The sequence below is a fragment of the Rheinheimera aquimaris genome (genome assembly GCF_020531985.1).
Classification (GTDB): domain Bacteria; phylum Pseudomonadota; class Gammaproteobacteria; order Enterobacterales; family Alteromonadaceae; genus Alishewanella; species Alishewanella aquimaris.
Genome location: NZ_JAJAVQ010000001.1, coordinates 694,084 through 717,272, shown reverse-complemented (window position 1 = coordinate 717,272; position 23,189 = coordinate 694,084). Strand labels below are relative to the sequence as shown.

Genomic DNA, 23,189 nt, shown 5'->3' with positions numbered 1-23,189 from the left:
TTCAATGTCTACACAAACCGAGTCAACGGCGATTAATTACTCGCCCAGTAATAAACTGCAGGCTTTGAGCAAGCTATTGGGAAGCTGGATTGTCACCGGCGGTGCTACCGGTACGGTCACTTATCGTTGGATGGACGGCGGATTTTTTCTGCTGCAAGAGGTGGATCTGATACAAAATGACATGCAGATAAAGGGCATTGAAGTGATCGGGCATCTTCGCCCTTTTGAGCAGCCAGCAAGCGAGAATATCGTATCCCGGTTCTACGACAATCATGGCAATACTTTCGATTATGAGTATGAACTTGAAGGCAATCAATTAACCATTTGGGCTGGCGGCAAGGGCTCCGACGCATATTTCAGAGGCGTTTTCAGCGAAGATGGTAAGTCAAACCAAGGCGCGTGGGTATACCCGGGAGGCTATGGCTACGAGTCGACCATGACGTTGCAAACCTCATCAGGAGACTAACATGAGCGCCGATTATATTGAGGTTGCCTACAGCAGAAATACAGCAATCTTTGCACGAATATCTGTTGTTTCATCGGCTCTGGGCTTGGGGCTTTTGCTTCTGCTGCATTTTATTCAACCAAACTTAAGCCCACTGTCAGGTTTTATCAGCCAATACGCAGTAGGGAAGTTCGGAATTCTGATGAACGTTGCGTTCCTTAGCTTTGCCATCAGTTTGGCCAGTTTTGCGATGAGTTACAGAAGCCTTTCGCCCTCCCGGCTTTTGCGTACAGGCGTTGTACTGGCCTGTATCAGTGCAATCGGAATGCTGCTGGGGGCGCTGTTCAATACAGACTCCGCAGATATTATGCGAGCTTCACCTACTACAATCGGGATGCTGCACAACATTGGCGGTCAGTTAAATCTGACGCCATTTGTAGCACTGTTAGTTACGTTCGGCGTTCGCCACGTTGATGCCGTAAAACCCTTATGGCGACGCATGCTAACTATTTCTGTTGTTGTACTCAGTTTTACCTTGGGTTTTGTCATTACTGCTGCCTGGTCCGAAGGCGACTTTGGCCCAGGCAGCATAACGGCGCTTTTCGGAAGGCTAATGCTGGTTTCGTATTTTATATGGCAGTACGTTGCGCTTAAGTGCTTGCTGAAAAATGAAACCTAATTAACACATGCCTCAGCACAAAACAGTAACAGGCATCCGTCAGTGGGTGCCTGTTTTTATCCGTTAAGATGCTGTTTTCGCCACAGTACCATCTTTACTATTAAATCTTTTGGCATGGCTTTATTAAGCGGAAACTGCACCGAGCCCTTCGCATATTTATAATCGACTAATTCATCAGCAAAGGCCTCTATGGTAGTGGGGTGGGGATAAAACCCAATATGCTTGGCGTAACCTGCAATCATAATTTGTTGCTCGCGCTTACCGCCAGCAATCAGCGTAAAAGCCGGTATGTTGTAGTTCAGCAGTTGTTCGGTGTCTGGCAGCGCCTTAAGGATCAACGTTCTAACTTGTTCCAGCGCAGCGGCTACCTCTTTTGGCTGGTCGGCAATGTATTCATCAACGCTTTGGTAAGTCTGTTTCTGCATTATTAGTTACACCCCTGTTTTTTAGTTAAACCCTCTAATTGGCTGGTTACTTATGCTTTTCTCAGCCGTATGACGTGCCGGTGTAAGCAAACACATGGTTTCGGTGTTGCTCACCTTCGAGGTTGAAAGTAAGCTCACCAACAATGTTAAAGCCTAATTTATGGTAAAAGCCAATGGCATCATGGTTATTCACCCAAGCAGATAACCAGAAAGGGCAGCCATGTGCATGTTCAATTTCTTTTAGCAGCTGGCGGCCCACACCTTTACCATGAAAATGTTGAGACACATACAGCGTGACAATTTCGTAGCCTGAACATCCTTCAAATGTTGAGTTCAAGTCAGCGACGATAAAACCGATAAGGTGCGAGTCCTGTTCGAATACCCTGATATCAACCGATTCTGTTTCGAGTAACTTAATGAAATATTCTTCAGTAAACGTAGACAAAGCGTATTGTGATAGTGAAGAGCGAATACCTTGCGGGGCGTAGGTGTGTAACCAAACCTGCAGTGACAAAGCTGCCAGATTTAAACAATCGCTTGGCAAAGCTTTTCTAATCATTGATGAATTCCTAGAGGCGTATAACGTCGCCAGCAGGGGCTGAAAAACCAGAGCGAAGCGGCGGTTTTGCAGTCCCTCTGCCTGGCTTTGTTAGCTATTTGGTTGGCAACACAATCACTTCCAAACCATCTATAGATGGGGTTAATGTTTCAAGTGATTTATTGATACCTTTCTTTCCTTCAAATACTGGATTGATATCTCCACATTGGTACTTCATGGACAGATTCAAGTTCTCATCCCAGTTTTCTGGTGGATCTGGAAGTTTAATACTATTTATTTCTACGTTTTTTCCTAAGGCTTTTGAAAGATTCACAATAGTATCTCTAATTGAGTCCTCAAGTAACCCAGCAATTTTCTGGTTTGGATCACCATAAAGCCTTTGAATAGCAAGTGAATTTTTTCTTGATATCAGTTCATCCTTGCTTTTTGAAATCAGCTTTTCATGGTTCTTGAACCAAGCTCTGTCCAGGGTGAATGCTTTCATCATCTTTATTTCTGATGACAATACATCTAGACTTGAGACCTCCACATTCCATTTTTCTGGAGTTTCTCCTTCGGGACTGGCCTTTTTCAAAGCTATGCTAGAAGAGTCGACTCCGTATTGAAAGCTATATCCCGTTAAAAACAATGCCTTCCAATGGTTTATTCCTAACCCTTTTTCTTGGCAAATGTAGAAATATTCGGCCATGTCATCTCTGGCTAAATTGAATTTTGACTGTTTGGTAGCTTGCTCCAAGGTTAAGTGAATCTTTTCAGTAGGTTCGGGTTTTAGCCAATCATTCACGAACCAACCTATTGCCAAACCTACAACAAGTAAAACTGCGTAAAATACTTCCTTCATATATCCTCCTTTTTTATAGCTAACTCTGCCCCTTGGCTGGCCTTATTAGAGGGCACTGGCACAACTTTTTAACATCTCGACACCACCAATGGATTTGAGGAGTTCCGAGACCGTTGACTCAATAGTTTCATTTGCGATTGGCCATCCTGAGGCGGCTTTAGTATACGGAAACACTACATATAGAATCTTTCCTTTTGGAGTTCCAGCACCGGTTCGAGGGTTCGGATCTGAGCCTCCCAATGCACTGCCTAAGTAAATTGACATTTCACCTAAATGTGCTTTCGGTGGCCCCACTTCTGCAACTATAAAAGACGACGATTTTCCGTTATCCAGATTTAGAGCGAATCCATAATCACCGACGAAACCGGTACCGGTTTTGGAATAAAATTGGCCGGGAAAGACAAGATATGGAACAGCTGTAGAATCAACATATTTTGCAGGGTCTAAGTTCGATTTGGATTTATCTTTTAAAGACGTCTGCGAAACAAAATAGCCTTTGAATCGCCCATCCGGTTGGATGTAGCCCTTGCTGTTGTTTTTTGGGTCGGGAACTATGGCGGAGCGCCACCAACTTTGATTGGGGTAGCCACCGTTTGCGGGACAGTCTAGTCCTTTAAATCCAACTCCTTTAGTACAGTGAAGCCCCACATCATCTGGATGATATGCGTTAGGCGCACCATCTGCGTCAACTTTAACGTCGCTCGTAGCAAATATATAAGGCCCTTTTACGGCCTGCCTAAGCAGTTGGCTATCTTGATATTTATCCCATTCTAGAAAAGAGCACGAAGGCGCTGCTTGAACCGTTATAGAAGAAAGCAACAACCCTGTTATCAAATAGATACGCATAATTGGAATCCCTTTATTGCAGTAAGTCACGCCCGCTAACGCCGAGTTCAGCGGCAGTTTTTAAGTTGTGGTTTTATGGAATACTTTTGCGCAGCAAAACCATAAAGCCGCGACTTAAAAACTGTCCAGCACACGAAGTGTGCGAGCTGCAGCGACTTGTTATGTCTACTCTATTATTGTGACCGACTTTCCATTTGGTAACCGCTGAATATTCATGGTAGCTGGATAATTACTGCCTATATTCCGATATATTTCAACTATGTCAAATAATGTGATCAAGTATATACCAGAGGTTCTTTTGTAATCAGAACAGAAAAAGAAGCCTATTAAATTTTTACCATTAACAAAGAACGGCAAAAAATGGTGGCTATGGATAAACTGATTACATAACTGAGCAATTGTAAATTTAGCGCTATTTGCCTTGCTCAGATCATAATCAGACTCTTCAAAGTGCATGAATATAGAATTTGGACTTCCCTTATACGAGAATTGCTTTACCTCAAAAACCTTTTCTTTAAGTGAGTCTGATATTTTTTTTGACTCTATTAATTTTCTGATGGAGTAAAACCCAATAAATATTTCTTTCTCTAGAGTATATAAACTTTTCTCTCCCCATCGCACCTGAACAAGCCTAAGTTCAAGCTTGTTTGCGAGCTTAATAAGATCATTTTTCCAATAACTAGATTCGTGAATCATATCTTTCACTTATTGCCAACATAACACCGCGTTCTGCGGCAAATTTGGAGCGCAGAGGAAAATTTGTCAGGCAGCAGCGCATTGTTATGCATTGCTTGCCTCATCAATTCTGCGGGCTAGCATGCTCGCAAAAACCAGATATTGTGCTGCTTTCATTTCGTTTAAATCATGATTGAGGGTATGTGCTTTTGGGTTACGAATACCTTGATAAGCACCTTTGTATATTTGCATGAATCCTTTTTGGTCATTTTGACCTGATTCAGATTTGAGTTCAGAGAGAATTAGAACTGGATCATTGATAGAGAACACCTGTCCGATCAGGCGATCACCATCTTCCATTACCCCAGTCCTTTGCCTTATTAAATCGAATATTGCTGTTATTGAGTTAAGTACAGACTCTCGCAAATGCCCATTGACATATAGATTTAAAGAACTGGCAACAATAGCTGGATGAAGTAAATCCTCGAAGCCCACTTGAGGAATTTCTTGCAGCCTAGAATCAAGTTCCATTTTCTTGACTGCTTTATTTAATATTCCAATCGCATTATTCATGCAGGTGCTTGAATCCTGATAGTCTTCCATCCTATAAGTGACAGTTGCACCTGTTACAGCTTGATTAAACTCTGTTTCATATGGTTGATGGTAAGACAAGAAAGGCAAAACAGAATCTGCCCAATCTTCAAATTCAATCAAAGAAGAGAATGGCATCCCGTCTTTTCTGGATCTTTGTAATGCCTTCAATTCATCCAACATTTCCATGATTCTCTCTATGCTGCATAACATTTTATTATTGTGCATGCTCGTTTTCTCATTTCCAATAGAGGAAACAACCTTCAGTATGCCTTTGTAAAGTAAAAATAATTTCAACAGCTTCACATTCGCATTCTGGGAAAACGAGCATGCGTTTTATTTCTAAAGCCGTGCGTTATATTTCTAAACCCAGCTACGTAAGTACCTAATTTATAGCATGTAAATAAAATCAGCAATTAGCTTATGAGCAATGTTAACGGGATATCTGACCTGAAATGTCTCATCTTTCAGATAACACTGTATATAACAACATAAAACACCGCTGTTACTGAAGGTGATGATTAGCGCTAAAGTCAGAGCTAATCGCCTGGCTTACAATGTCACAGGTTACTGGCTAAATCACCTGCTGATACTGCTGCAAAAAATCTACAAAAGCGGTTACCCGGGCCGGGCGGAAGCGCCCTGGGGGATACACTGCATAAATACCGCCGCTGCTTAACGACCAATCGGGCAATACCTTTACCAGCGCACCTTGCTGCACCAGATCCTTAGCGCTGTAATCGGGTAACACACCAATACCGGCACCGGCCAGCATTAACGCGGTAGTCGTTTGTGTTGAGCTGCTTTTATAAGCGGCGGTTAGCTGCACTTCAACTTGTTGCGTATTCTGCTGAAGTTGCCAGGTTAGGGGCTGGCGCAGGGCGGTAAAGGCGATAAATTCGTGCTGGCGTAGCTGCGAAGGGGCTGTGGGGATGCCTGCCTGCTGCAGATAGGCCGGTGCTGCCAGCAGCCACTGCTCAAAGTCAGCCAGTTTGCGTGCTGTCTGGCTGGAGTCGCGCAGCCAGCCGATGCGTATTGATAAATCGATGTTTTCTTTTACCGCGTCTTTTACCTGATCACTGCTACGAAACTCAAACTCCAGCGCCGGGTGCTGGCGGCGAAAGGCGACAGCGGCCGGTGCCAGTTTACGGTTGGTGTAATCTTCCGGCGCGCTGACAACCAGTTTACCCTGCAGCACTTTGTCGCCGCTTTGCACACTTTGCAGCGCCTGCTGTAACTGCTCCAGTAGCGGCATGCAACTTTGCAACAGGTGCTCACCGGCACTGGTTAAACTGAGCTGGCGTGTGGTGCGGCGAAACAGCGCTGTGCCCAGTTGCTGCTCCAGCGCTTTTAGCTGCAGGCTAAGCGTGGTTTTACTGCAGCCAAGCTGCTCGGCTGCGGCGGTAAAGCTGCCGGCCTGCTGTAAACGTTGCACCAGTTGTAAGCTATTCAGATCAAGTTGGTTTTGCATGATTGTTTTATTTTTTAAAACAGTGATTTTTATATTAGGTTATTTTTCGTTGTTAATCGAGCAGTGATAATGGCGCAGGTTTTCAATTGAGGAATACATGATGGAATTGGTTATCTTAGGCGCGTCAGGTTTTATCGGTTCGGCCATTACGGCAGAGGCATTAAGCCGTGGTCATAAAGTGACGGCTGTTGTCAGCCGCCCCGAGCGTGTTACGCCGCAGGCCGGTTTAACAGTATTAGGGCTGGATATTAACGACACCGCAGCATTAACCAAAGTGCTGAGTAATAAAGCGGTTGTGATCAGCGCTTTTAGCGGCCATGCCCAGCAGGATGTTAAAGGCTATTATGTCGCTGCGTTTAACTCTGTGTATAAAGCTGCAGTTGCAGCTAACACGCCACGTTTGCTGGTGGTAGGCGGTGCGGCAACATTAAAACTGCCTGATGAAAGCCGTTTGCTCGACAGCCCGGATTTTCCGGCGGAGTATCGTGCTACAGCAGAGGGCGCAGCAGAGGTACTGCAACAACTGCAGCAGCAAAGCGATATCAGCTGGAGCTTTTTATCACCAGCGGCAGAGATTTTCCCCGGTGATAAAACGGGGCAGTACCGCTTAGGGCAGGATTATCTGCTGGCTGACCAGGATGGCCGCAGCCGTATTTCTACCGGCGATTATGCTGTTGCGATGCTCAATGAAGCAGAGCAACCGCAGCATCAGAACAAGCGCTTTAGCATCGCTTACTAAAGGGGCAGCGTATTTAGCTGGCAGTGGCCGCCTGCAAAGCGGCGCTGCGTTCTGCTTCGGTCAGGATCCCCACCAGCACAGTGCGCCGGCGCAGCTTTGTCATGCGCTCGCCACTATCCAGTAACTCACGGCGAAATAACGCCGGGTCATCAATGCAGTCCAGAATACTGTGCCAGTGAATATAGCCACTGTGCCTTATTTGTCCGGCCTGGTAGCGCTGTTCCAGTGTTTGGCGAACGTCGGCAATACGCCAGGGCTCAGCCAGCAGTTTCTCTACGATGGCCTGGTGTATCAGCCAAATCTGGTTATCTGCCGCGCTGTTGGCGGTGCTGTTGGCGGTGCTGTTGGCGGTGCTGTTGCGGCGTCTTTTGTATTGCATAACGACACACTACAAGCTGAAATCACGGCTTTCCAGGTAAAGTTGCTGCACCTCTATGCCTTGTTGTTGCAATTGCACAGTGGCTGACTGGGCATCGGCATTGTCAAATTGCAGCGTTTGCGGCCATTCAGACACGCGCAGGATCTGATCAAAGCTTGGGGCTGTACCGATCTGATGCAGCATAAATTGCTGGCCGGCACTGGTAAACGTTGCATATTTAATGGTACCCGCTATTACATCAGTGTTATTTAACCGGCGCTTGTATACCTGACGCACAAACCTGACCGGCAGATTGCTTAGCCATAGCGTGCCTTCACGCTCAAAGTGCCCCTGATAAATATCGGCGTTCAGCGTAAACTGGCCGGCATCAATCATCTGACGTAAATCAAAATTTTCCGGCAGCAATGTTAGCTGTCTGGTTTGGCTCAGTTCAGCTAACACGGCTTTACTGGCCTGCTCTGGCAATATAACTTCATACACCAGCTGATAATCATGGGGCGGGCGGTAAAGCGGTAAATGCGATACTAATAAGGTGTCATTGGCCGCAAACAATACCATGCCATGGCTACCGTTATAATCGTGCTGGTGTTGCGGCTCTGCACTGAGCATCAGTGACAGGCAGCAAAGCAATACAGTCAGGAGTCGTTTCACAGCTATTTCCGCCATCTGAATATCATCACTGGTTGCAGCCAGCAGTATGTTGGCTGACATTCTGCATTAGCGCAGTGGCTTTATCCAGTGTAAAAACGGCAGCGTGTTAACCAGCGCTGCCGTTGTCGGTGCCACAGTTAGCAAAAGCGGCTTATTTCAGTAGTTCGTCTACCGAGCCCTGAGACAGCGGGTGATAACCCGGCCGGGCTTTTTCGTATACGGCACGGGCAAAAGCCAGACCTTCCGGTGTTGTGGCCAGTTGCTTATACAAAGGAATGATCAGTTTGCGCCGGCCGATATTGATCAGGTAGCGCTCAAGTGGTGCGGCGATCTCCTGATAGCCGGTTTTCAGCGCCAGCAAGTACCAGGCGTGCGCGATCTCCGCATTGGTTGACTGTGTCAGCTCAAAGGCGGCATCAAGCTGCACCATTTGCTCGGCGCTGATAGACAGCGGCAGGTTATTAATAAAATACAGCCACTCATGCACTGTCCAGTCAGCCGTTGGCAGCGAGTCTAAACTTGCTGCACCTGTCAGCCAGCTATCAAGCTGCTGCTGTACCTTATTAAACGCATCAGATTGTGGCTGTGGCGTACCCTCTGGTAAGCCGGTACCGTAAATCCAGGTTTTGGCTTCGTCGCTTGACACTATGCCCGGGTATTTGCTTAGCAAATTCTGCTGCAGGTATTGCTCAAAGTCGGCGGTGGTGATGCTTTCAAAAGCGTGGTCGTCAAAGTACTGGCGTACAAAAGGGTCAAATTTGTCGCGGCCAAACTTCTGCTCTAAAAACATTAAGAATAACTGACCCTTGGTGTATGGCACACCGCTGAAGGCATCGTCCGGGTCACGTCCCTGCAGGTCAATGTGCAGCACGCTGTCGTTAGCGCTTAAATTTTGCAGCTCTTCTTTTAAGCCCTGTACCGACAAGGCCTGTTCCATCACGGCGCGATCAACACCAAATACCTGCTCCATAATGCGGTTTTCAACATAAGAGGTGAAGCCTTCGTTTAGCCACAGATCGCGCCAGCTGGCGTTAGTTACCAGGTTGCCAGACCAGGAGTGTGCCAGCTCGTGCGCGATCAGGCTGACCAGGCTGCGATCACCTGCTACTACTGTTGGTGTGATAAACGACAGTTCAGGGTTTTCCATGCCGCCAAACGGAAAGCTTGGCGGTAACATCAACAGGTCGTACCGGCCCCAGCGGTAGTCGCCATAAAGCTTTTCTGTAGCGTCAATCATCGCCTGGGTGCTGGCGAACTCTTCTGCTGCGGCATTTAAAATATAAGGCTCTGCATAAACGCCGGTTTGCTCACTCATGGCTTTGAATTGCAAATCGCCTGCGGCGATGGCGATTAAATAAGCCGGAATGGCTTTTGGCATAGTGAACTGATAGTCGCCGTCACGAATCATGCCCGGTTCATTATTGGCACTCATAATGGCCAGAACATCGTCGCTGGTATGAATGCGTGCAGTGTAGGTGAGCCGTACTGAAGGCGTATCCTGAATTGGGATCCAGCTACGGGCATGGATCGCCTGATTCTGGCTAAACATAAAGGGCGTGGTTTTACCGGCAGTTTGCTCAGGTGTCAGCCATTGTAAGCCAGACGCTTTATCAGTAGAGCGGTAGTAAATACGTAAGGTTTGTGCCTGAAATTTAGGGTTGACGGTAAGCTTGCTACCCAGTACATCGTCACGCTGGCCCAGCGTAAAAGCGACTTTTTGCCAGCTGCCATCAGCACGTTTGGCGTAAATGCGCTCAATTTGCAGATCGCGGGTATCAAGAAATACGGTAGTGCTGTTTGCATCCAGCCAATTCAGTTGTAAATCGGCAAAGCCAGACAAGGCTTTTTCGGCAAAGTCGACACTAAGGTCGAGGTGTAAATGCTTAACAACCACATCGTCAGTATTGGCATAGGTATAGCTGTCGGTTGCAGCCATAACATAGCTGCTGCACAGCAGGCTGGCGGCAAGGGGAAACATACGTACAGACATCAGAGTTTTTCCTAAAAACAAGCGAAAGCGCAGTGTAAAGGCAAAGGCCGCGCGAACACAAGGCTACAAATATTGACAATTCCGCCAGGCCGGCTCTGTTGTAATAAAGGTATTACGCCAGGTGCAGAATAAATTTAACAGTGAGGTATGTATGAAATTAGCAACCCGTATCAGCAGTGCAGTTTTACTTATCAGTAGCAGTGTTGCCGCCAGCCCGTTACCGGACTTTCCGTTTATTAATGTTACAGGTGAAGCCAAACTGGACGTCGCGCCGGACAAAGCCCGTATTCAGTTTATGATCCGCCATACTGCCGAACGTGCAGATGCCGCCACCGAAGCCGTGTATAAACAAGGCCGTGATTTAATGCAGTTTCTGGCCTCTGTGGGCGTGAGCGAGGCCGATATTGATGCCGCGCAGATTAATAAAGAAGCGCTGTACAAAGATTACAACGACAGAGCCATTACTGGCTACGAAGCCAGCCAGCCGATAACCGTAACACTAAATCAGCTGACGCATTATATCGATGTGATGGATTATCTGTTTAAGCAGGAGAATGTATTTTCTATCAATGGCAGTTTCGACAGCAGCCAGCGTGAAGAGCTGGAAACGAAATTAAGCCAGCAAGCCGGTGAAGATGCCCGTCGTCGGGCGGATCGGCTGGCCGGTGCACAGGGCGTAAAAATTTCCACGGTATTTGCAATAACCGAAGCCGGCGGTTGGGGTCAGCTGGCTGGTGACTTTGGTTTTAGCGGCAATGCCGTTAGTTTTGGTGCTATGCGTGGCAAAGCAGAGATGGCCGACAGCGGGGCTAACCTGGTACTGCCAAGACACATTACGCTGCAAAAATCAGTTAATGTGATTTATAAAATTAAACCCTGATCCCGGTTATCTGTCTCAAGCCTGTCGTTTGCGCAGGCTATATCAGGTAAGGTAAATACTACCCTGTTGTAGCAAGGAAACCTGATGAGACGACAATTTACTTACCGCTTGGCAGCAGCGACGGCTTCAGTTGCCGCCTGCCTGCTGCTGGCATCTTGTGTTAATCACCAAGCCGCAGTGCCGGCAGATAGCAATGCTAATCAACCTGCTGCGCAAACAGGCCTGGTACAAACCGAATTTAACCGCAATTTCTCCGCGTACTTTCAGCGGATTGCCTCAGATGAGATGCAGGGGCGGGCACCTGCGACTCAGGGGGAAGAAAACACCGTACGCTATCTGGAGCAGCAGTTTGCCCGCATCGGCTTAACGCCGTATAAAGACGGCAGTTACCGCCAGCCAGTGCCGGTGATGCAAATTGACCCGGTTAAGGTGTCGGCGTTAACGCTCAGCACCGATGCTGGTGTTAAGCGCAGCCTGACATACAAAACCGATATGATGGCTTGGTCTACCCGCATGCAAAAGCAAATTGATGTGACAGACAGTGAGGTGGTGTTTGTCGGTTACGGTATTGTCGCGCCAGAGTATAACTGGAACGACTACGCCGGCCTGGACGTAAAAGGTAAAACGGTGGTGATCCTGGTGAACGATCCGGGGTATGCCACACAGGACCCGGCCCTGTTTACCGGCAATGCCATGACGTACTACGGCCGCTGGACCTACAAATACGAAGAAGCCGCGCGTCAGGGTGCAGCTATGGCGCTTATCGTGCACGAAACCGATGCGGCCAGCTACGGCTGGAATGTAGTCGCCGGTACATCGCCTATCCGGTTTGAACTGGCTGCCGAGCACAAAAATATGCACAAAGCCCAGGTAGAAGGCTGGTTGTCGCTGCAGGCGGCAGAGCAACTGTTTGCACAAAACGGCACTTCGTTGGCGAAGCTGCGGCAGCAGGCGCTGAGCAAAGATTTTAAACCGGTCAGGTTTAAACAACGCGCTTCTATCAGCATTAGCAATAACCTGCGTCAGCTGACGTCGAACAACGTCATTGGCTATATCGAAGGCACTGAGCAGCCTGATGAGGCCGTGATCTATATGGCGCACTGGGATCATTTCGGCCTGGATTTCAGCCGGCCTGATGACAAAATTTTTAACGGAGCCCAGGATAACGCCGGCGGGGTTGCCGCCCTGTTAGCATTGGCAGAGCAGTTTAAAGCCGGCCCGGCACCAAAACGCTCGGTAGCGTTTTTAGCGGTAACGGTGGAAGAGCGTGGTTTGTTAGGTTCTGCCTGGTATGCTAATAACCCACTGTTTGATTTAAATAAAACCGTAGCCGGCATTAATATGGATGTGATTAACGTCTATGGCCCGATGCGCGATGTGATGGTATTTGGCTACGGCAGCTCAGAGCTTGAACCTGTACTTAGCCGTTACGCCAAAGCACAAAACCGTTACATAGCACCGGAACCCACACCGCAGGACGGTTTTTATTACCGCTCTGATCACTTTAACCTGGCGAAAAAAGGTGTGCCTATGCTGTATGCCCGCGGCGGCATTGATAGCTTTGAGCATGGTAAAGACTGGGGTTTGAAGCAGCGCCAGCGCTATGTCAGTGACTATTACCATAAAGTGACGGATGAGTTTGACCCGGAGTGGGATTTGCGCGGTGCCCAGCAGGATCTGTTTTTGTATTTTCAGGTAGGTAATGAACTGGCAAACAGCAATAGCTGGCCAAACTGGCTTGAAGGTAAAGAATTTAAGGCTGTGCGCGATAAGTCGCTGAGCTCACAACCTTAATTGCGTTTTACGCCACGGTTGTGCCGTGGCGTCTGGTTTGGCTTATCTGAACAACACTTGTTATCTGGCAGTGCTTTGGTTATGTTGGCGCTATTGGGTGTTCGCTAAGCGTGACTATGATTGATCTTTCTGCCATTAAGTTAACTGAGTACAGTCACGGCGCAGGCTGTGGCTGTAAAATATCACCTCAGGTGCTGGATAAAATTCTGCAATCCAGCCTGACATTTTCAGACCCCGGTTTGCTGGTAGGTAATAGCAGCAAAGATGATGCTGCAGCTTATGATTTAGGCGATGGCACAGCCATTCTCAGTACCACCGATTTCTTTATGCCTATCGTTGATGATGCCTTCGATTTTGGCCGTATTGCGGCCACCAATGCCATTAGCGATATTTATGCTATGGGCGGCAAGCCTTTGCTGGCGATCGCTATTTTGGGCTGGCCGGTCAGTAAGTTGCCGGCTGAATTGGCACAACAGGTGCTCGAAGGTGCGCGCCACACCTGTAAAGACGCTGGCATTGTGCTGGCCGGTGGCCACAGCATTGATACCCCTGAACCGATATTTGGCCTGGCGGTTACCGGGCGGGTAGATATCAACTATTTAAAACGTAATAACACGGCCAAAGCCGGAGACAGACTGTATCTGACTAAACCGCTCGGCATTGGTATTTTAACAACCGCGCAAAAACAGAAGAAGTTACAGCACAACCACAGCGACATAGCGCGTGACACCATGGTACAGCTTAACCGTATTGGCGCCGATATCGCCGGGCTGGATGGTGTAAACGCCATGACGGATGTTACCGGTTTTGGCTTACTGGGGCATTTGATTGAAATGTGTGAAGGCAGTGGGCTGAGTGCTGATCTGGACAGCCAGACGGTACCGGTGCTGCCACATGTCAGCGACTATATTGCCAAGGGCTGTGTGCCGGGCGGCAGTGCGCGTAATTTTGCCAGTTATGGTGGCAAAGTATCGCCATTAACCGAGCAGCAGCAGGCATTATTATGCGATCCGCAAACCAGCGGTGGTTTGCTGATTGCAGTTAATGCTAAAGCTGAGGCCGCACTTATTCATCTGGCCGTAGCGCACGATTTAACCTTGGCGCCGATCGGCGAGCTGAAAGCTGCACGTAAAGGCCATCTGGTCAGGGTGCGCTAACGCACGTTATGGCAGAGCATTTTCCGGTAACTGATGATTATCTGCACATTCTGCGCCTGCGGTTGCCGCTAATGGATGTGCGTGCGCCGGTGGAGTTTACCAAGGGCACATTTAATCACAGCTACAATTTGCCCTTGATGAACGACGCCGAGCGCGCAGCTGTCGGCACCTGTTACAAACAACACGGGCAGCAGTCTGCTATTGCGCTGGGGCATCAGCTGGTCAGCGGCGCGCTAAAGCAGCAACGTATCGAAGCCTGGCTGGATTTTACACAGAAGTACCCTGATGGCATCTTGTACTGCGCCCGTGGCGGCCTGCGTTCACAAATTGTGCAGCAATGGCTGGCAGAGCAAGGTGTGGTATATCCGCGTGTTAAGGGCGGCTTTAAAGCACTACGCCATGCTGCGCTGCAGGTCATTGACCAGGCAGCGTCACAGCCGTTGCTATTGCTGGCGGGGCCGGCAGGCAGTGGTAAAACCCGCTTGTTGCAGCAGCTGAAGATGCTTGATCTGGAAGGCTTGGCGAATCATCGCGGTTCTGCTTTTGGCCAGCAATTGACACCACAGCCGCCGCAGGTGCAGTTTGAGAATGATTTAGCAGCGGCTATTATACAGGTGCGTGAGCTGAAGGCAGATTATCTGTTACTGGAAGATGAAAGCCTGCTGATCGGTCAGCGCAGTATTCCGCATCGCTTATATCAGGCCATGCAACAAAGCCCGGCATTATTACTTGAAGAACCGTTGGAAAAACGCATCGAAGTTATACTGCATGATTACATCACTGATATTTTGGCAAAAGCCAGCAAGCACCATGCTGAAACGGCATTCAGCGTGCTAAGTGCTATGCTGCAACAGGGGCTGGCGCGGATCAGTAAACGCCTTGGCGGGGCTTTGTACAGTGAATTACGGGCACTGTTGCTGCAGGCATTGGCTGAGCAACAGTGCAGTGGCGACATCAGCCTGCACCGGGTCTGGATCAGCGCTTTGCTAACGGATTACTATGACCCTATGTACCGCTATCAACTGCAAAAAAGGGCTTTGCCGGTATTGATGCAGGGCAGTGCACCGGCGCTGGCAGACTGGTGGTACAGCAACAATAAAAGGATAGACTGATGGTATCGAAGTGGGGCTGGCAATTGTTAAAACTGAGCCGTAAGTTGTGGGTGCGGACGGTTTCATTTGCCGTGCTGGCGCTGATTTCGGCGATGGTGGCTATCGCTGTACAGCCGTTTATCCCGGAATCGCTGTCCGATATTATCGGCGCCGGCGCGGCAGAAAAAATTCTGACCATACTGGCCTCCAGTATGCTGACGGTGACTACCTTTTCGCTCAGCGTAATGATCGCCGCGTTCAGTGCCTCTACCAACAGCGTGTCGCCACGGGCCACCCGGCTGCTGATGGAAGACACCACCACCCACAATGCTCTGGCGACCTTTGTCGGCTCATTTTTATTCAGCATTGTCAGTATCATTTTGCTTAACACTGAGCTTTATACCAAGCAAGGCAAAGTCGTACTGTTTTTGACCACTATTCTGGTGATTGTACTGATAGTCGTTACCATATTAGTGTGGATCAATCATTTATCCGGGCTTGGCCGGGTGGGGGAGACTGCACGTAAAGTAGAAGATGAAGCCTACGCGGCATTAACCGCTTTTACTAAATGCCCGTGGTTAAATGCTAACCCGTTGACAAGCCTGAGCCAGATCCCCGATGGCGCCAAAGCGGTACAAACAGAACGTATTGGTTATATTCAGCATATTGATATAAAAGCGATTAATAAATGGGCTGGGCAACACAGCTGCAAGGTGTATGTGGTGGTGCGGGCAGGGGTGTTTATTGACCCGCACCGGCCGCTGTTATGGGTTGACGGCGCATATGCTAACCTTGGTTACAATGAGCTGCTAGCCGCTTTTACCATTGAAGACTTTCGCACCTTCGATCAGGATCCGCGCTTTGGTTTACTGGTGTTAGCCGAAATAGCGTCAAAAGCCCTGTCACCGGCAGTGAATGACCCCGGTACGGCTATTGAAATTATCGGCCGTGGCACCCGGGTGCTAACCAACTGGCAAAGCCCGCAAGATGATAAAGCCCAGATAGATTATCCTTATGTCTGGCAGCTTGGCCTAAGCCTGACAGATTTATTTGATGACTTTTACACACCGATAGCACGTGACGGGGCTGCAGTGCTGGAAATTCAAATCCGGCTGCAAAAAAGCTTTATTGCCCTTAGCCAGATAAATACTGATTTTAAACCACATTGCCAGCGCCACTCTGCGGCGGCTCTGGCCAGAGCAGAACATGCTATGGTTTACAGCGAAGATATTAAGATCCTGGCCAAATTGCACCAGCAATTGCAAGACAGTTAACGATGGGCTGACGCTGCCGTAAGGGCAGTTATCATCCGGGTAGAAGGGCTGGCAAAGCCGGATAAACCGGCTATAGTATTTCGTTATCTGTGCTAATAACATCAACACCTTATGAATAAATATCTGACCGAAATACGCTGGGGTATTATTTTTACTGCCGTAATGCTGCTGTGGATGTGGGGCGAGCAATTAGCAGGTTTACATGGCCGCCTGATTGCGCAGCACGCCACTTATACCAATCTGTTTGCGATACCGGCAATACTTATTTATGTGCTGGCACTGAGGCAAAAAAAGCAGCGCGATTACAAGGGCAACATGGACTGGAAACAGGGTATGCGTGCGGGCTTGCTGATCACTCTGGTGGTAGTATTGCTAAGCCCGCCGGCACAGTGGCTTACCCATAAGGTGATTACGCCGGAGTATTTTCTGAACGTGCAGGCTTATGCTGTTTCCCAAAACATAATGACAGCAGAGCAAGCAGCGGAATACTTCAGCTTAGGTAACTATATCCTGCAAAGTATGATTGGCGCCGCCATTATGGGCATTCTGACTTCTGTGATAGTGGCATTTTTTCTGCGAACTAAAAGCCAGGCAGCCGGATGATGTTATTAGTAACTCTTGGTATACCAGTGGTGGTTATACTGATGGTCGCCTTTGCAGTTAAGCTGAAATCCCCCTATAACTATTTGCTGATTGTGATACTGGCCGTGTGTTCAACATTTATAGTTGATTTCATTTTCTGCTCAGTATTAAAAAGCCAATGCGAAGCCGATGCGCTGAGCGCAGTGGCTTTTGTGACGCACCCGGCTTTAGTCTGTGTTATTACCGTAATTATTTACAAAGTGATATCTGAAAAAAGTTTTCTTGAGTAGCACCGTTACCAGTGCAGGCTATTTTGCAGCACAAGATGCATTTTGCTGCTGCCGGATGCTATTGCCGGCTGTACAATAGCGCACCGTTATCGCTGGTGCTTTCGCTCAATGTCTTTACCTTCTGTCTCTTCGGTTGATAGGCCGCTACGCGGTATTTTGTGCATGGTGCTGGCCGTGGCGCTGTTTGCTGCCATGGATGCGGCGATGAAATCGTTAACCCCTTATTACAGCGCCATGCAAATAGCCTGCTTGCGCGGCGCTTTGGCCTGGCCTTTAGTGGTGTCGTGGCTGCTGAGCACCGGGCGGCATAAAACCCTGCTCAATACGCGCTGGAGCTTACATTTATTGCGCGCTGTGCTGGGGGTTACCATGTTATGGGCCTTCGTGTTCAGCCTGCAAAGCCTGGCGCTGGCAGAAGCCTACACTATCTTTTTTACCGCTCCGCTGCTAATTACAGCGATGTCTGCCTTCTGGCTGAAAGAGTATGTTGCGCCCAGACATTGGGTGGCTATTGCGCTGGGGCTGTTGACGGTAGGCTACATGTTAAAACCTGACGGCGACAAGCTGCTAAGTTTCGGCGCACTGATGGCATTACTGGCGGCATTTTGTTATGCGGTGTCAGCGATTACTGTGCGTATTCTCGGCCGGCGCGAAGGTACCGGCAATATGGTGTTCTGGCTGATGACGTTGTTATCCGTTGGCGCCGGGCTATTAGCCTGGCCTGACTGGCAACCACTACGCAGTGAGCTGTGGTTGAGTTTCGTGCTGATTGGTGTTACCGGCTTTGGTGGCCAACTGGCAGTGACCGAAGCGTTTAAAGTGGCCCCTGCTGCCATCGTTGCGCCGTTCGAGTATCTGGCGCTGTTATGGGGGATTGGTTTTGACATAGTGTTGTGGCAGCTTTACCCGGAATTTTCTACGTTGGCCGGCGCGGCTGTCATTATGTTAAGTGGTTTATATCTGGTGTGGCAGCATAAGGCATAACACAGCAAAAAACGCACCGCAGCTTGCTCTGAACCAACCATTAACCTTGGGGAACTGAGCAAGCCTTGCTTTTGGCGCTACTTATTTTTGCGTGTTAATCCATTCCAGCGTTAGCTGCTCCAGTAAGTCCAGTGGCAGGCTGCCGTTTTTCAGCATCTGATCATGAAAGGCGCGGATATCAAATTTATCGCCTAACTGCTGCTCGGCTTGGGTGCGTAGCTGACGGATTTTTATCTCACCAATCTTGTACGATAACGCCTGTGCCGGCCAGGTAATGTAGCGGTCTATCTGGGCTTCAACCTCAACCATGGTTAACGCCGTATTGGCTGCCAGATAATCTATCGCCTGCTGGCGGCTCCAGCCCAGTGCATGCATACCGGTGTCTACCACTAAACGGCAGGCGCGCCAGGCTTCATAGGTTAAGCGGCCGAAATCGCTGTAAGGGTCCTGATAAAAGCCCATTTCTTTGCCCAGACTTTCGGCATACAGGCCCCAGCCTTCTCCGTAGGCGCTGTGATACAGGGTTTTTCGAAACTCCGGTATGTCCATCTCCTGTGCCAATGCGCTTTGCAGATGGTGCCCGGGTTCGGCTTCATGAAAGGTCAGCGCTTCTAAATTGTACAGCGGCTCGCTTCTGACATCATTGGCGCCGATAAAATAGGTGCCTGAGGTGGTGCCACTGCCATCAGATGCCACGTAGTAAGCACCGCCGCTGGGGCTGGCTTTAATGTCAAAGGTGTTGCGGGGCAGGGTGTTAAACCATTTGGGTAGCTGGCCGGCCATTTTGCGCGTGATAAAGGCGGCTTTTTCCATCAGCTGCTGGCCTGAGCTGGCGTAAAATTGCGGGTCTGTGCGCAAAAAATGGACAAAGTCGGCAAAGCTGCCGTCAAAACCAACCTGCTTAATAATGGTGTCCATTTCGCTGCGGATGCGTTTTACTTCATTCAGCCCCAGCTGATGAATTTGCTCCGGCGTCATACTGGTAGTGGTATAAAAGTTAATCAGGTACTGATAGTACGGCGCGCCATCTTCCAGTTGGGCAATACCAACCTGCTTACGGCAAGCCGGCATGTATTGCTGGGTAAAAAACTGATACAGCTTTTTGTATTCAGGGATCACGGTGTCTTCAATCAGTTTGCTGCCTTGCTCGGTGTAATAGTTTTGTTGCTGTGGGCTAAACTGCGCCGGTTGGCGTGACAGTGGTGCATAAAACACGCTGTCGCTGACGTTGTCGACGATGTGCTGGCTAATGGTTTTATCGTAGCTTTTAAAGCTTTCACAGTAGTGGGTGTAGCCTTTAGCGATGGCTTGTTTAAGATTATCAATATGCTGCTGGTTGTAGCGTGGAAAGTCGGCCAGGCTGATCAGGTAATTGTCATAATCTGCCTGGGTTAAAAACGACATATTATCCGGTGCAGCGGCAAAATAGCTGTGATAGCCAGCGTACGCCTGCATAGGAAACAGATGATCAAATTGCTTATAGCTTTGTGCTTCGGTTTGCCGCTCATAGCGGAATAACCGCAGCGTGACTTTATCCGCTTCAGACAGTTCGCGCTCATCAATACTGTCGAGCCGTTTTAGCAACTGGGCATTATATTGTTCCCGCCGCTCGCGGCCTTTGGCCGACACATCCGGCAGTTTGCCGTTCATGCGAAAGGTATCAGGGTCTTTGCGAAAGAAGATTTGTTCTTTATTGGCTTTTTGCCAATGCTCACTGAGCAAGGTGTCTAGTTGCTCAGTAGCCGTTACGGCATAAGCGTTGCCGTTATTAAGTGCCAAAAACATCGCGGCGGCGCTAAGACTAAGCTTTACTGTCATAGTAAGGTCCCACTGGGTTATAGGTAGTGGGCTTTTATATCACAGCCGGGTAAGCCCCGGCCATGTTTGCAGGTAAAGTGTTGTTATAAATAAGCCGGGCGGGTACTGGCTTTGCCCCCTGGCAGTGAGTAGCGCAGGATACGCCAGAACACTGTGCCGTACTGACGCAAAAAACTGCCGGTGTTGTAAGGAATGTTAAAGCGCGAAGCAATCGCCTGCACCTGCGTAGCCATAGCCGGATAATGCCTTGCCGGAATATCCGGAAACAGGTGATGTTCAATCTGGCAGCTTAAATGACCGGTTAATATATGCAGCCAGGTTGGGCCGGTAAAGTTGGATGAACCCAGCATCTGGCGGTAATACCACTGGCCACGGCTTTCGTTCTCGCATGCTTCTGCGCTAAAGGTATGGATATCGCGGGTAAAGTGGCCACAGAAAATGACGGTCGATGTCCACAGGTTTCTTATCAGGTTAGCCAGAGCGTTGCCGCCCAGTACCCATAGCCACATCGGGCCAGCAATAAGCGGAAAAAACAGGTAGTCTTTAATCAGCTGACGTGCGCCTTTACCGAAAAAAGCTTTTTTTAGCTCGCTATCGGTGACCTGGCTGTGGCGGTCGGCTTTTTTCTTGCCGAAAAACACCCGCTGTGCCGCCAGCTCATGGTAGGACACGCCCCATTGAAACAGCATGCTTAGCAATAGATAAGTGCCACCTTGCCACAGGTTACGCAGCCGCCAGCGAAAGTCGTTACTCAGGCGCAATAAGCCGTAACCAAAATCACGGTCTTTGCCGATGATATTGGTGTAGGTGTGGTGCTCAAAGTTATGGGTACGTTGCCACGAGCCAGCGTCGCAGGCTATGTCCCATTCAAAGCGTTTAGAGTGTAAAACCGGATCGTTCATCCAGTCATATTGGCCGTGCAGCACATTGTGGCCAATTTCCATATTGTCGAGAATTTTCGCCAGTGCCAACGCCAGAACCCCCGCCAGCCAGAACCATGGCGTGATAAAGCCCAGCACCATTAATACGCGGCCACAGATGGCAGCTAAGCGCTGGCACAGCAAGACGCGGCGGATGTAGCACGCATCGGCTTCGCCTATTTGCTGTTTTACCTGCAATTTCAGCGTATCCAGCTCAAGTGCTAGTGCATCAAATTGTTCGGTTGTCAGTTTCATTTTGGGTCCTGCTAAAGCTTAATGACCAGCTCAGTAACGGGCTGGCTGATACATAACTGGATTTGTTCACGGCCATGGCCGCTTAACTGGCCGCTGCGCATGTCACGCACCTGGCCGGAGACCTTTTCGCACACACATTGGAAACACACTCCCATGCGGCAGCCAAAAGCAGGGGCTAGTCCTTGCTGCTCAGCGCTTTGTAACAGGCTGAACATACGGGGCAGTGCCATCATCTTAGGTAGGCCTGCGACAATAAAGGTGCTGTTAATTTCATCCTCTGCACAGCTATGGGCGGTGTTTTGTAATAAGGGCGCAAACTGTTCGCAGTGGATCTGTGCTCTGCTTACGCCATGCGCAGTCAGGTTGGTAGTAATGTGCTGCATAAACATGGCCGGGCCGCACAGATAAAATTCGCGTTGTAACGGCTGTCGCATCAGCCTGGCACTGAATTCAATTGCTGTTTCAACCCGGCTGTCTGATAGCTGCAGGTTAAACAGCGGGTTACGCTGTGCCAGTTGTTGCAGCGGGGCAAGTAAGGCTGCATTTTCATTGCCGCGCACCCTGTAGTGCAGTGTCGCTTCGGACAACCAGTGACGCTGACTAAGCAGCATAGCGGCGACAGGCGTAATGCCAGAACCCGCAGCAATAAAAACCGTACTAAGTGCCGGGTGTTGCCAGACAAAGTCACCTTGTGCTGCGCTGATACTGAGCCACTGGCCTTTCGTCAACCTTGGCAGTAGTGGCGTAAATTCTCCCTCCCGGTTTAGCTTGCAACACAAGCTGATTTGGCCCTGACTTTGCCACAAAGAGAAGCTTGAGCAAATACTGAAAGGGCGGGTCAGGTAGCGGCCATTATGCTTTAAGGTGACATTAATATGCTGCCCCGGCACAAAACCCGGCCAGCGCTTTGACAGCTGCAGCGTCAGCTCAATCATGTCAGCCGTTTGCCATGCGGTTGCGACAAGCTGTGCACGGTATTGACCGGGCAAAAAGCCCGGTTTTAACCATTGTACTAGGGGGAGCAAATACCGTGTCAGGCTGGGTTGATTACCCAGCATCAGACAAAACGCACGCCATGACCGTGCTAATAACGCTTTCACTACATATTAATCCGCTTGGTTAATTTCAGCGTACAGTTGTACACTAAAATATCTGGTATGGCCAGTTAAATTAATATGCCGCTCAATTAGAATTATTTATCTATTTGAATAATATAGTTAAATTATTGATCTCGGTTGTGGTTATTCTTTGGTTAAGCGAACAGTTGTTTTTTTATTCTGGCTGGGTGGGCTTAAGGCCTGCGCCAGTACCCGCTTTTCTTCGTTATCCAGCACCACTGCACCAGTGCCTTCAGCGGCCAGTTTGTCATCCGGGTTATACAACGGACACTTGCTCATACTAAGGCAACCGCAGCCAATGCAGCCGGTCAGGTAGTCGCGCAGTTTTTGCATATAGGCAATACGGGCATCAAGCATCGTGTGCCAGTTTTGCGACAGCTGCTGCCAGTCTTCCACTGTTGGTGTGCGGCTATCGGGTAACGACAGAAAAGCCTGTTTGACTTCTTCCAGACTGATGCCGACTTTTTGTGCCGCTTTGATTACGGCGATACGGCGCAAGACATCAGGTTTATAACGGCGCTGGTTACCGGCATTGCGCCAGCTTTTTATTAAGCCTTTTTGCTCATAAAAATGCAGCGTACTGACATTTACGCCACAACGCTCGGCCACCCGACCGACGCTCCAGGTTGCTTCCGACATAAGCTCTCCACAGTATTTTGAATTTTTTAGTAAAAAAACACTTTACCTTAACTTAGGTTAAGGTTTTACCCTGCCTGTCGAACTAATTCAAGCAAG

At 48.9% G+C, this 23,189-nt stretch carries 25 protein-coding genes; 11 read left to right on the top strand and 14 right to left on the bottom strand.

From position 1 onward, the window contains the following. The first annotated feature begins 4 nt into the window (after window positions 1-4). A complete protein-coding gene (locus LHL18_RS03215) occupies window positions 5-466 on the top strand; it encodes a hypothetical protein (protein WP_134054046.1) in 462 nt (153 codons plus the stop codon). Window position 467: 1 nt separating this feature from the next. Continuing rightward, window positions 468-1,124, top strand: a complete 657-nt coding sequence (locus LHL18_RS03210; protein ID WP_226765739.1) for a DUF998 domain-containing protein — start codon at window positions 468-470, stop codon at window positions 1,122-1,124. Between the two features lie 56 nt (window positions 1,125-1,180). Here the strand turns inward: LHL18_RS03210 and LHL18_RS03205 are convergent, their stop codons facing one another. The 7 genes from LHL18_RS03205 to LHL18_RS03175 all read right to left on the bottom strand — a co-directional run bounded on the left by LHL18_RS03205 (window position 1,181) and on the right by LHL18_RS03175 (window position 6,532). Then, entirely contained in the window at window positions 1,181-1,549 is a 369-nt protein-coding gene (locus tag LHL18_RS03205) for an iron chaperone (RefSeq protein WP_226765738.1), read from the bottom strand. A 61-nt stretch (window positions 1,550-1,610) separates the two neighbouring features. After that, entirely contained in the window at window positions 1,611-2,108 is a 498-nt protein-coding gene (locus LHL18_RS03200; RefSeq protein WP_226765737.1) for a GNAT family N-acetyltransferase, read from the bottom strand. A 94-nt stretch (window positions 2,109-2,202) separates the two neighbouring features. Then, the gene (locus LHL18_RS03195) at window positions 2,203-2,949 is read right to left on the bottom strand and encodes a hypothetical protein (protein WP_226765736.1); all 747 of its coding nucleotides are present in this window, start codon (window positions 2,947-2,949) and stop codon (window positions 2,203-2,205) included. A gap of 45 nt (window positions 2,950-2,994) precedes the next feature. Then, window positions 2,995-3,795 carry a glycoside hydrolase family 75 protein gene (locus LHL18_RS03190; protein ID WP_226765735.1) on the bottom strand — a complete coding sequence of 267 codons (801 nt, stop codon included), beginning with the start codon at window positions 3,793-3,795 and terminating at the stop codon, window positions 2,995-2,997. A 165-nt stretch (window positions 3,796-3,960) separates the two neighbouring features. Further along, a complete protein-coding gene (locus LHL18_RS03185) occupies window positions 3,961-4,491 on the bottom strand; it encodes a hypothetical protein (RefSeq protein WP_226765734.1) in 531 nt (176 codons plus the stop codon). A gap of 84 nt (window positions 4,492-4,575) precedes the next feature. Then, the gene (locus LHL18_RS03180) at window positions 4,576-5,367 is read right to left on the bottom strand and encodes a TIGR02391 family protein (protein WP_226765733.1); all 792 of its coding nucleotides are present in this window, start codon (window positions 5,365-5,367) and stop codon (window positions 4,576-4,578) included. A 268-nt stretch (window positions 5,368-5,635) separates the two neighbouring features. Continuing rightward, entirely contained in the window at window positions 5,636-6,532 is an 897-nt protein-coding gene (locus tag LHL18_RS03175; RefSeq protein ID WP_226765732.1) for a LysR family transcriptional regulator, read from the bottom strand. 100 nt (window positions 6,533-6,632) lie between these two features. Here LHL18_RS03175 and LHL18_RS03170 point away from each other — a divergent pair, with 100 nt between their 5' ends. Then, entirely contained in the window at window positions 6,633-7,271 is a 639-nt protein-coding gene (locus LHL18_RS03170; RefSeq protein ID WP_226765731.1) for an NAD(P)-dependent oxidoreductase, read from the top strand. Between the two features lie 13 nt (window positions 7,272-7,284). On the opposite strand, the gene LHL18_RS03165 is transcribed toward LHL18_RS03170, so the two are convergent. The 3 genes from LHL18_RS03165 to LHL18_RS03155 all read right to left on the bottom strand — a co-directional run bounded on the left by LHL18_RS03165 (window position 7,285) and on the right by LHL18_RS03155 (window position 10,291). Next, window positions 7,285-7,650 (bottom strand): hypothetical protein, encoded by a 366-nt coding sequence (locus tag LHL18_RS03165; RefSeq protein ID WP_226765730.1) that lies wholly within the window; start codon window positions 7,648-7,650, stop codon window positions 7,285-7,287. 9 nt (window positions 7,651-7,659) lie between these two features. Beyond that, on the bottom strand, window positions 7,660-8,301 hold the full coding sequence (locus tag LHL18_RS03160; RefSeq protein WP_226765729.1) for a hypothetical protein: 642 nt from the start codon (window positions 8,299-8,301) through the stop codon (window positions 7,660-7,662). Between the two features lie 151 nt (window positions 8,302-8,452). Next, the gene (locus LHL18_RS03155) at window positions 8,453-10,291 is read right to left on the bottom strand and encodes a M1 family metallopeptidase (protein WP_226765728.1); all 1,839 of its coding nucleotides are present in this window, start codon (window positions 10,289-10,291) and stop codon (window positions 8,453-8,455) included. A gap of 151 nt (window positions 10,292-10,442) precedes the next feature. Between LHL18_RS03155 and LHL18_RS03150 the strand changes: the two genes are divergently transcribed. From LHL18_RS03150 to LHL18_RS03115, 8 genes are all read left to right on the top strand, one after another. Next, on the top strand, window positions 10,443-11,171 hold the full coding sequence (locus LHL18_RS03150; RefSeq protein ID WP_226765727.1) for an SIMPL domain-containing protein: 729 nt from the start codon (window positions 10,443-10,445) through the stop codon (window positions 11,169-11,171). A gap of 84 nt (window positions 11,172-11,255) precedes the next feature. Beyond that, a complete protein-coding gene (locus LHL18_RS03145; RefSeq protein WP_226765726.1) occupies window positions 11,256-12,965 on the top strand; it encodes a M28 family metallopeptidase in 1,710 nt (569 codons plus the stop codon). Between the two features lie 116 nt (window positions 12,966-13,081). After that, a complete protein-coding gene (gene selD / locus LHL18_RS03140; protein WP_226765725.1) occupies window positions 13,082-14,122 on the top strand; it encodes a selenide, water dikinase SelD in 1,041 nt (346 codons plus the stop codon). 8 nt (window positions 14,123-14,130) lie between these two features. Beyond that, window positions 14,131-15,234 carry a tRNA 2-selenouridine(34) synthase MnmH gene (gene mnmH / locus LHL18_RS03135; protein ID WP_226765724.1) on the top strand — a complete coding sequence of 368 codons (1,104 nt, stop codon included), beginning with the start codon at window positions 14,131-14,133 and terminating at the stop codon, window positions 15,232-15,234. Then, window positions 15,234-16,487 carry a DUF2254 domain-containing protein gene (locus tag LHL18_RS03130; protein WP_226765723.1) on the top strand — a complete coding sequence of 418 codons (1,254 nt, stop codon included), beginning with the start codon at window positions 15,234-15,236 and terminating at the stop codon, window positions 16,485-16,487. The genes mnmH and LHL18_RS03130 overlap by 1 nt, the downstream gene beginning before the upstream one ends. A 111-nt stretch (window positions 16,488-16,598) precedes the next feature. Beyond that, a complete protein-coding gene (locus tag LHL18_RS03125) occupies window positions 16,599-17,090 on the top strand; it encodes a DUF4199 domain-containing protein (protein ID WP_226765722.1) in 492 nt (163 codons plus the stop codon). Then, on the top strand, window positions 17,087-17,359 hold the full coding sequence (locus LHL18_RS03120; protein WP_226765721.1) for a hypothetical protein: 273 nt from the start codon (window positions 17,087-17,089) through the stop codon (window positions 17,357-17,359). Before LHL18_RS03125 ends, LHL18_RS03120 begins: the two co-directional genes overlap by 4 nt. 108 nt (window positions 17,360-17,467) lie before the next feature. Beyond that, the gene (locus LHL18_RS03115; RefSeq protein WP_226765720.1) at window positions 17,468-18,343 is read left to right on the top strand and encodes a DMT family transporter; all 876 of its coding nucleotides are present in this window, start codon (window positions 17,468-17,470) and stop codon (window positions 18,341-18,343) included. A gap of 81 nt (window positions 18,344-18,424) precedes the next feature. Here LHL18_RS03115 and LHL18_RS03110 read toward each other — a convergent pair whose 3' ends face one another. The 4 genes from LHL18_RS03110 to soxR form a co-directional block, all read right to left on the bottom strand. After that, complete coding sequence (locus LHL18_RS03110) at window positions 18,425-20,161, bottom strand: DUF885 domain-containing protein (protein WP_226765719.1); 1,737 nt, start codon at window positions 20,159-20,161, stop codon at window positions 18,425-18,427. 83 nt (window positions 20,162-20,244) lie between these two features. Continuing rightward, complete coding sequence (locus LHL18_RS03105; RefSeq protein ID WP_226765718.1) at window positions 20,245-21,336, bottom strand: fatty acid desaturase family protein; 1,092 nt, start codon at window positions 21,334-21,336, stop codon at window positions 20,245-20,247. An 11-nt stretch (window positions 21,337-21,347) separates the two neighbouring features. Then, window positions 21,348-22,436, bottom strand: a complete 1,089-nt coding sequence (locus LHL18_RS03100; RefSeq protein WP_226765717.1) for a flavin reductase family protein — start codon at window positions 22,434-22,436, stop codon at window positions 21,348-21,350. Window positions 22,437-22,577: 141 nt separating this feature from the next. Beyond that, a complete protein-coding gene (gene soxR / locus LHL18_RS03095; protein ID WP_226765716.1) occupies window positions 22,578-23,093 on the bottom strand; it encodes a redox-sensitive transcriptional activator SoxR in 516 nt (171 codons plus the stop codon). Window positions 23,094-23,189: the final 96 nt, after the last annotated feature.

Excerpts from the sequence above, each read along its gene's own strand:
- LHL18_RS03215 (WP_134054046.1), top strand. The coding sequence starts at position 5 with ATGTCTACACAAACCGAGTCAACGGCGATTAATTACTCGCCCAGTAAT.
- LHL18_RS03210 (WP_226765739.1), top strand. The coding sequence starts at position 468 with ATGAGCGCCGATTATATTGAGGTTGCCTACAGCAGAAATACAGCAATC.
- LHL18_RS03205 (WP_226765738.1), bottom strand. The coding sequence starts at position 1,549 with ATGCAGAAACAGACTTACCAAAGCGTTGATGAATACATTGCCGACCAG.
- LHL18_RS03200 (WP_226765737.1), bottom strand. The coding sequence starts at position 2,108 with ATGATTAGAAAAGCTTTGCCAAGCGATTGTTTAAATCTGGCAGCTTTG.
- LHL18_RS03195 (WP_226765736.1), bottom strand. The coding sequence starts at position 2,949 with ATGAAGGAAGTATTTTACGCAGTTTTACTTGTTGTAGGTTTGGCAATA.
- LHL18_RS03190 (WP_226765735.1), bottom strand. The coding sequence starts at position 3,795 with ATGCGTATCTATTTGATAACAGGGTTGTTGCTTTCTTCTATAACGGTT.
- LHL18_RS03185 (WP_226765734.1), bottom strand. The coding sequence starts at position 4,491 with ATGATTCACGAATCTAGTTATTGGAAAAATGATCTTATTAAGCTCGCA.
- LHL18_RS03175 (WP_226765732.1), bottom strand. The coding sequence starts at position 6,532 with ATGCAAAACCAACTTGATCTGAATAGCTTACAACTGGTGCAACGTTTA.
- LHL18_RS03170 (WP_226765731.1), top strand. The coding sequence starts at position 6,633 with ATGGAATTGGTTATCTTAGGCGCGTCAGGTTTTATCGGTTCGGCCATT.
- LHL18_RS03165 (WP_226765730.1), bottom strand. The coding sequence starts at position 7,650 with ATGCAATACAAAAGACGCCGCAACAGCACCGCCAACAGCACCGCCAAC.
- LHL18_RS03155 (WP_226765728.1), bottom strand. The coding sequence starts at position 10,291 with ATGTCTGTACGTATGTTTCCCCTTGCCGCCAGCCTGCTGTGCAGCAGC.
- LHL18_RS03150 (WP_226765727.1), top strand. The coding sequence starts at position 10,443 with ATGAAATTAGCAACCCGTATCAGCAGTGCAGTTTTACTTATCAGTAGC.
- LHL18_RS03145 (WP_226765726.1), top strand. The coding sequence starts at position 11,256 with ATGAGACGACAATTTACTTACCGCTTGGCAGCAGCGACGGCTTCAGTT.
- selD (WP_226765725.1), top strand. The coding sequence starts at position 13,082 with ATGATTGATCTTTCTGCCATTAAGTTAACTGAGTACAGTCACGGCGCA.
- mnmH (WP_226765724.1), top strand. The coding sequence starts at position 14,131 with ATGGCAGAGCATTTTCCGGTAACTGATGATTATCTGCACATTCTGCGC.
- LHL18_RS03130 (WP_226765723.1), top strand. The coding sequence starts at position 15,234 with ATGGTATCGAAGTGGGGCTGGCAATTGTTAAAACTGAGCCGTAAGTTG.
- LHL18_RS03125 (WP_226765722.1), top strand. The coding sequence starts at position 16,599 with ATGAATAAATATCTGACCGAAATACGCTGGGGTATTATTTTTACTGCC.
- LHL18_RS03120 (WP_226765721.1), top strand. The coding sequence starts at position 17,087 with ATGATGTTATTAGTAACTCTTGGTATACCAGTGGTGGTTATACTGATG.
- LHL18_RS03115 (WP_226765720.1), top strand. The coding sequence starts at position 17,468 with ATGTCTTTACCTTCTGTCTCTTCGGTTGATAGGCCGCTACGCGGTATT.
- LHL18_RS03110 (WP_226765719.1), bottom strand. The coding sequence starts at position 20,161 with ATGACAGTAAAGCTTAGTCTTAGCGCCGCCGCGATGTTTTTGGCACTT.
- LHL18_RS03105 (WP_226765718.1), bottom strand. The coding sequence starts at position 21,336 with ATGAAACTGACAACCGAACAATTTGATGCACTAGCACTTGAGCTGGAT.
- soxR (WP_226765716.1), bottom strand. The coding sequence starts at position 23,093 with ATGTCGGAAGCAACCTGGAGCGTCGGTCGGGTGGCCGAGCGTTGTGGC.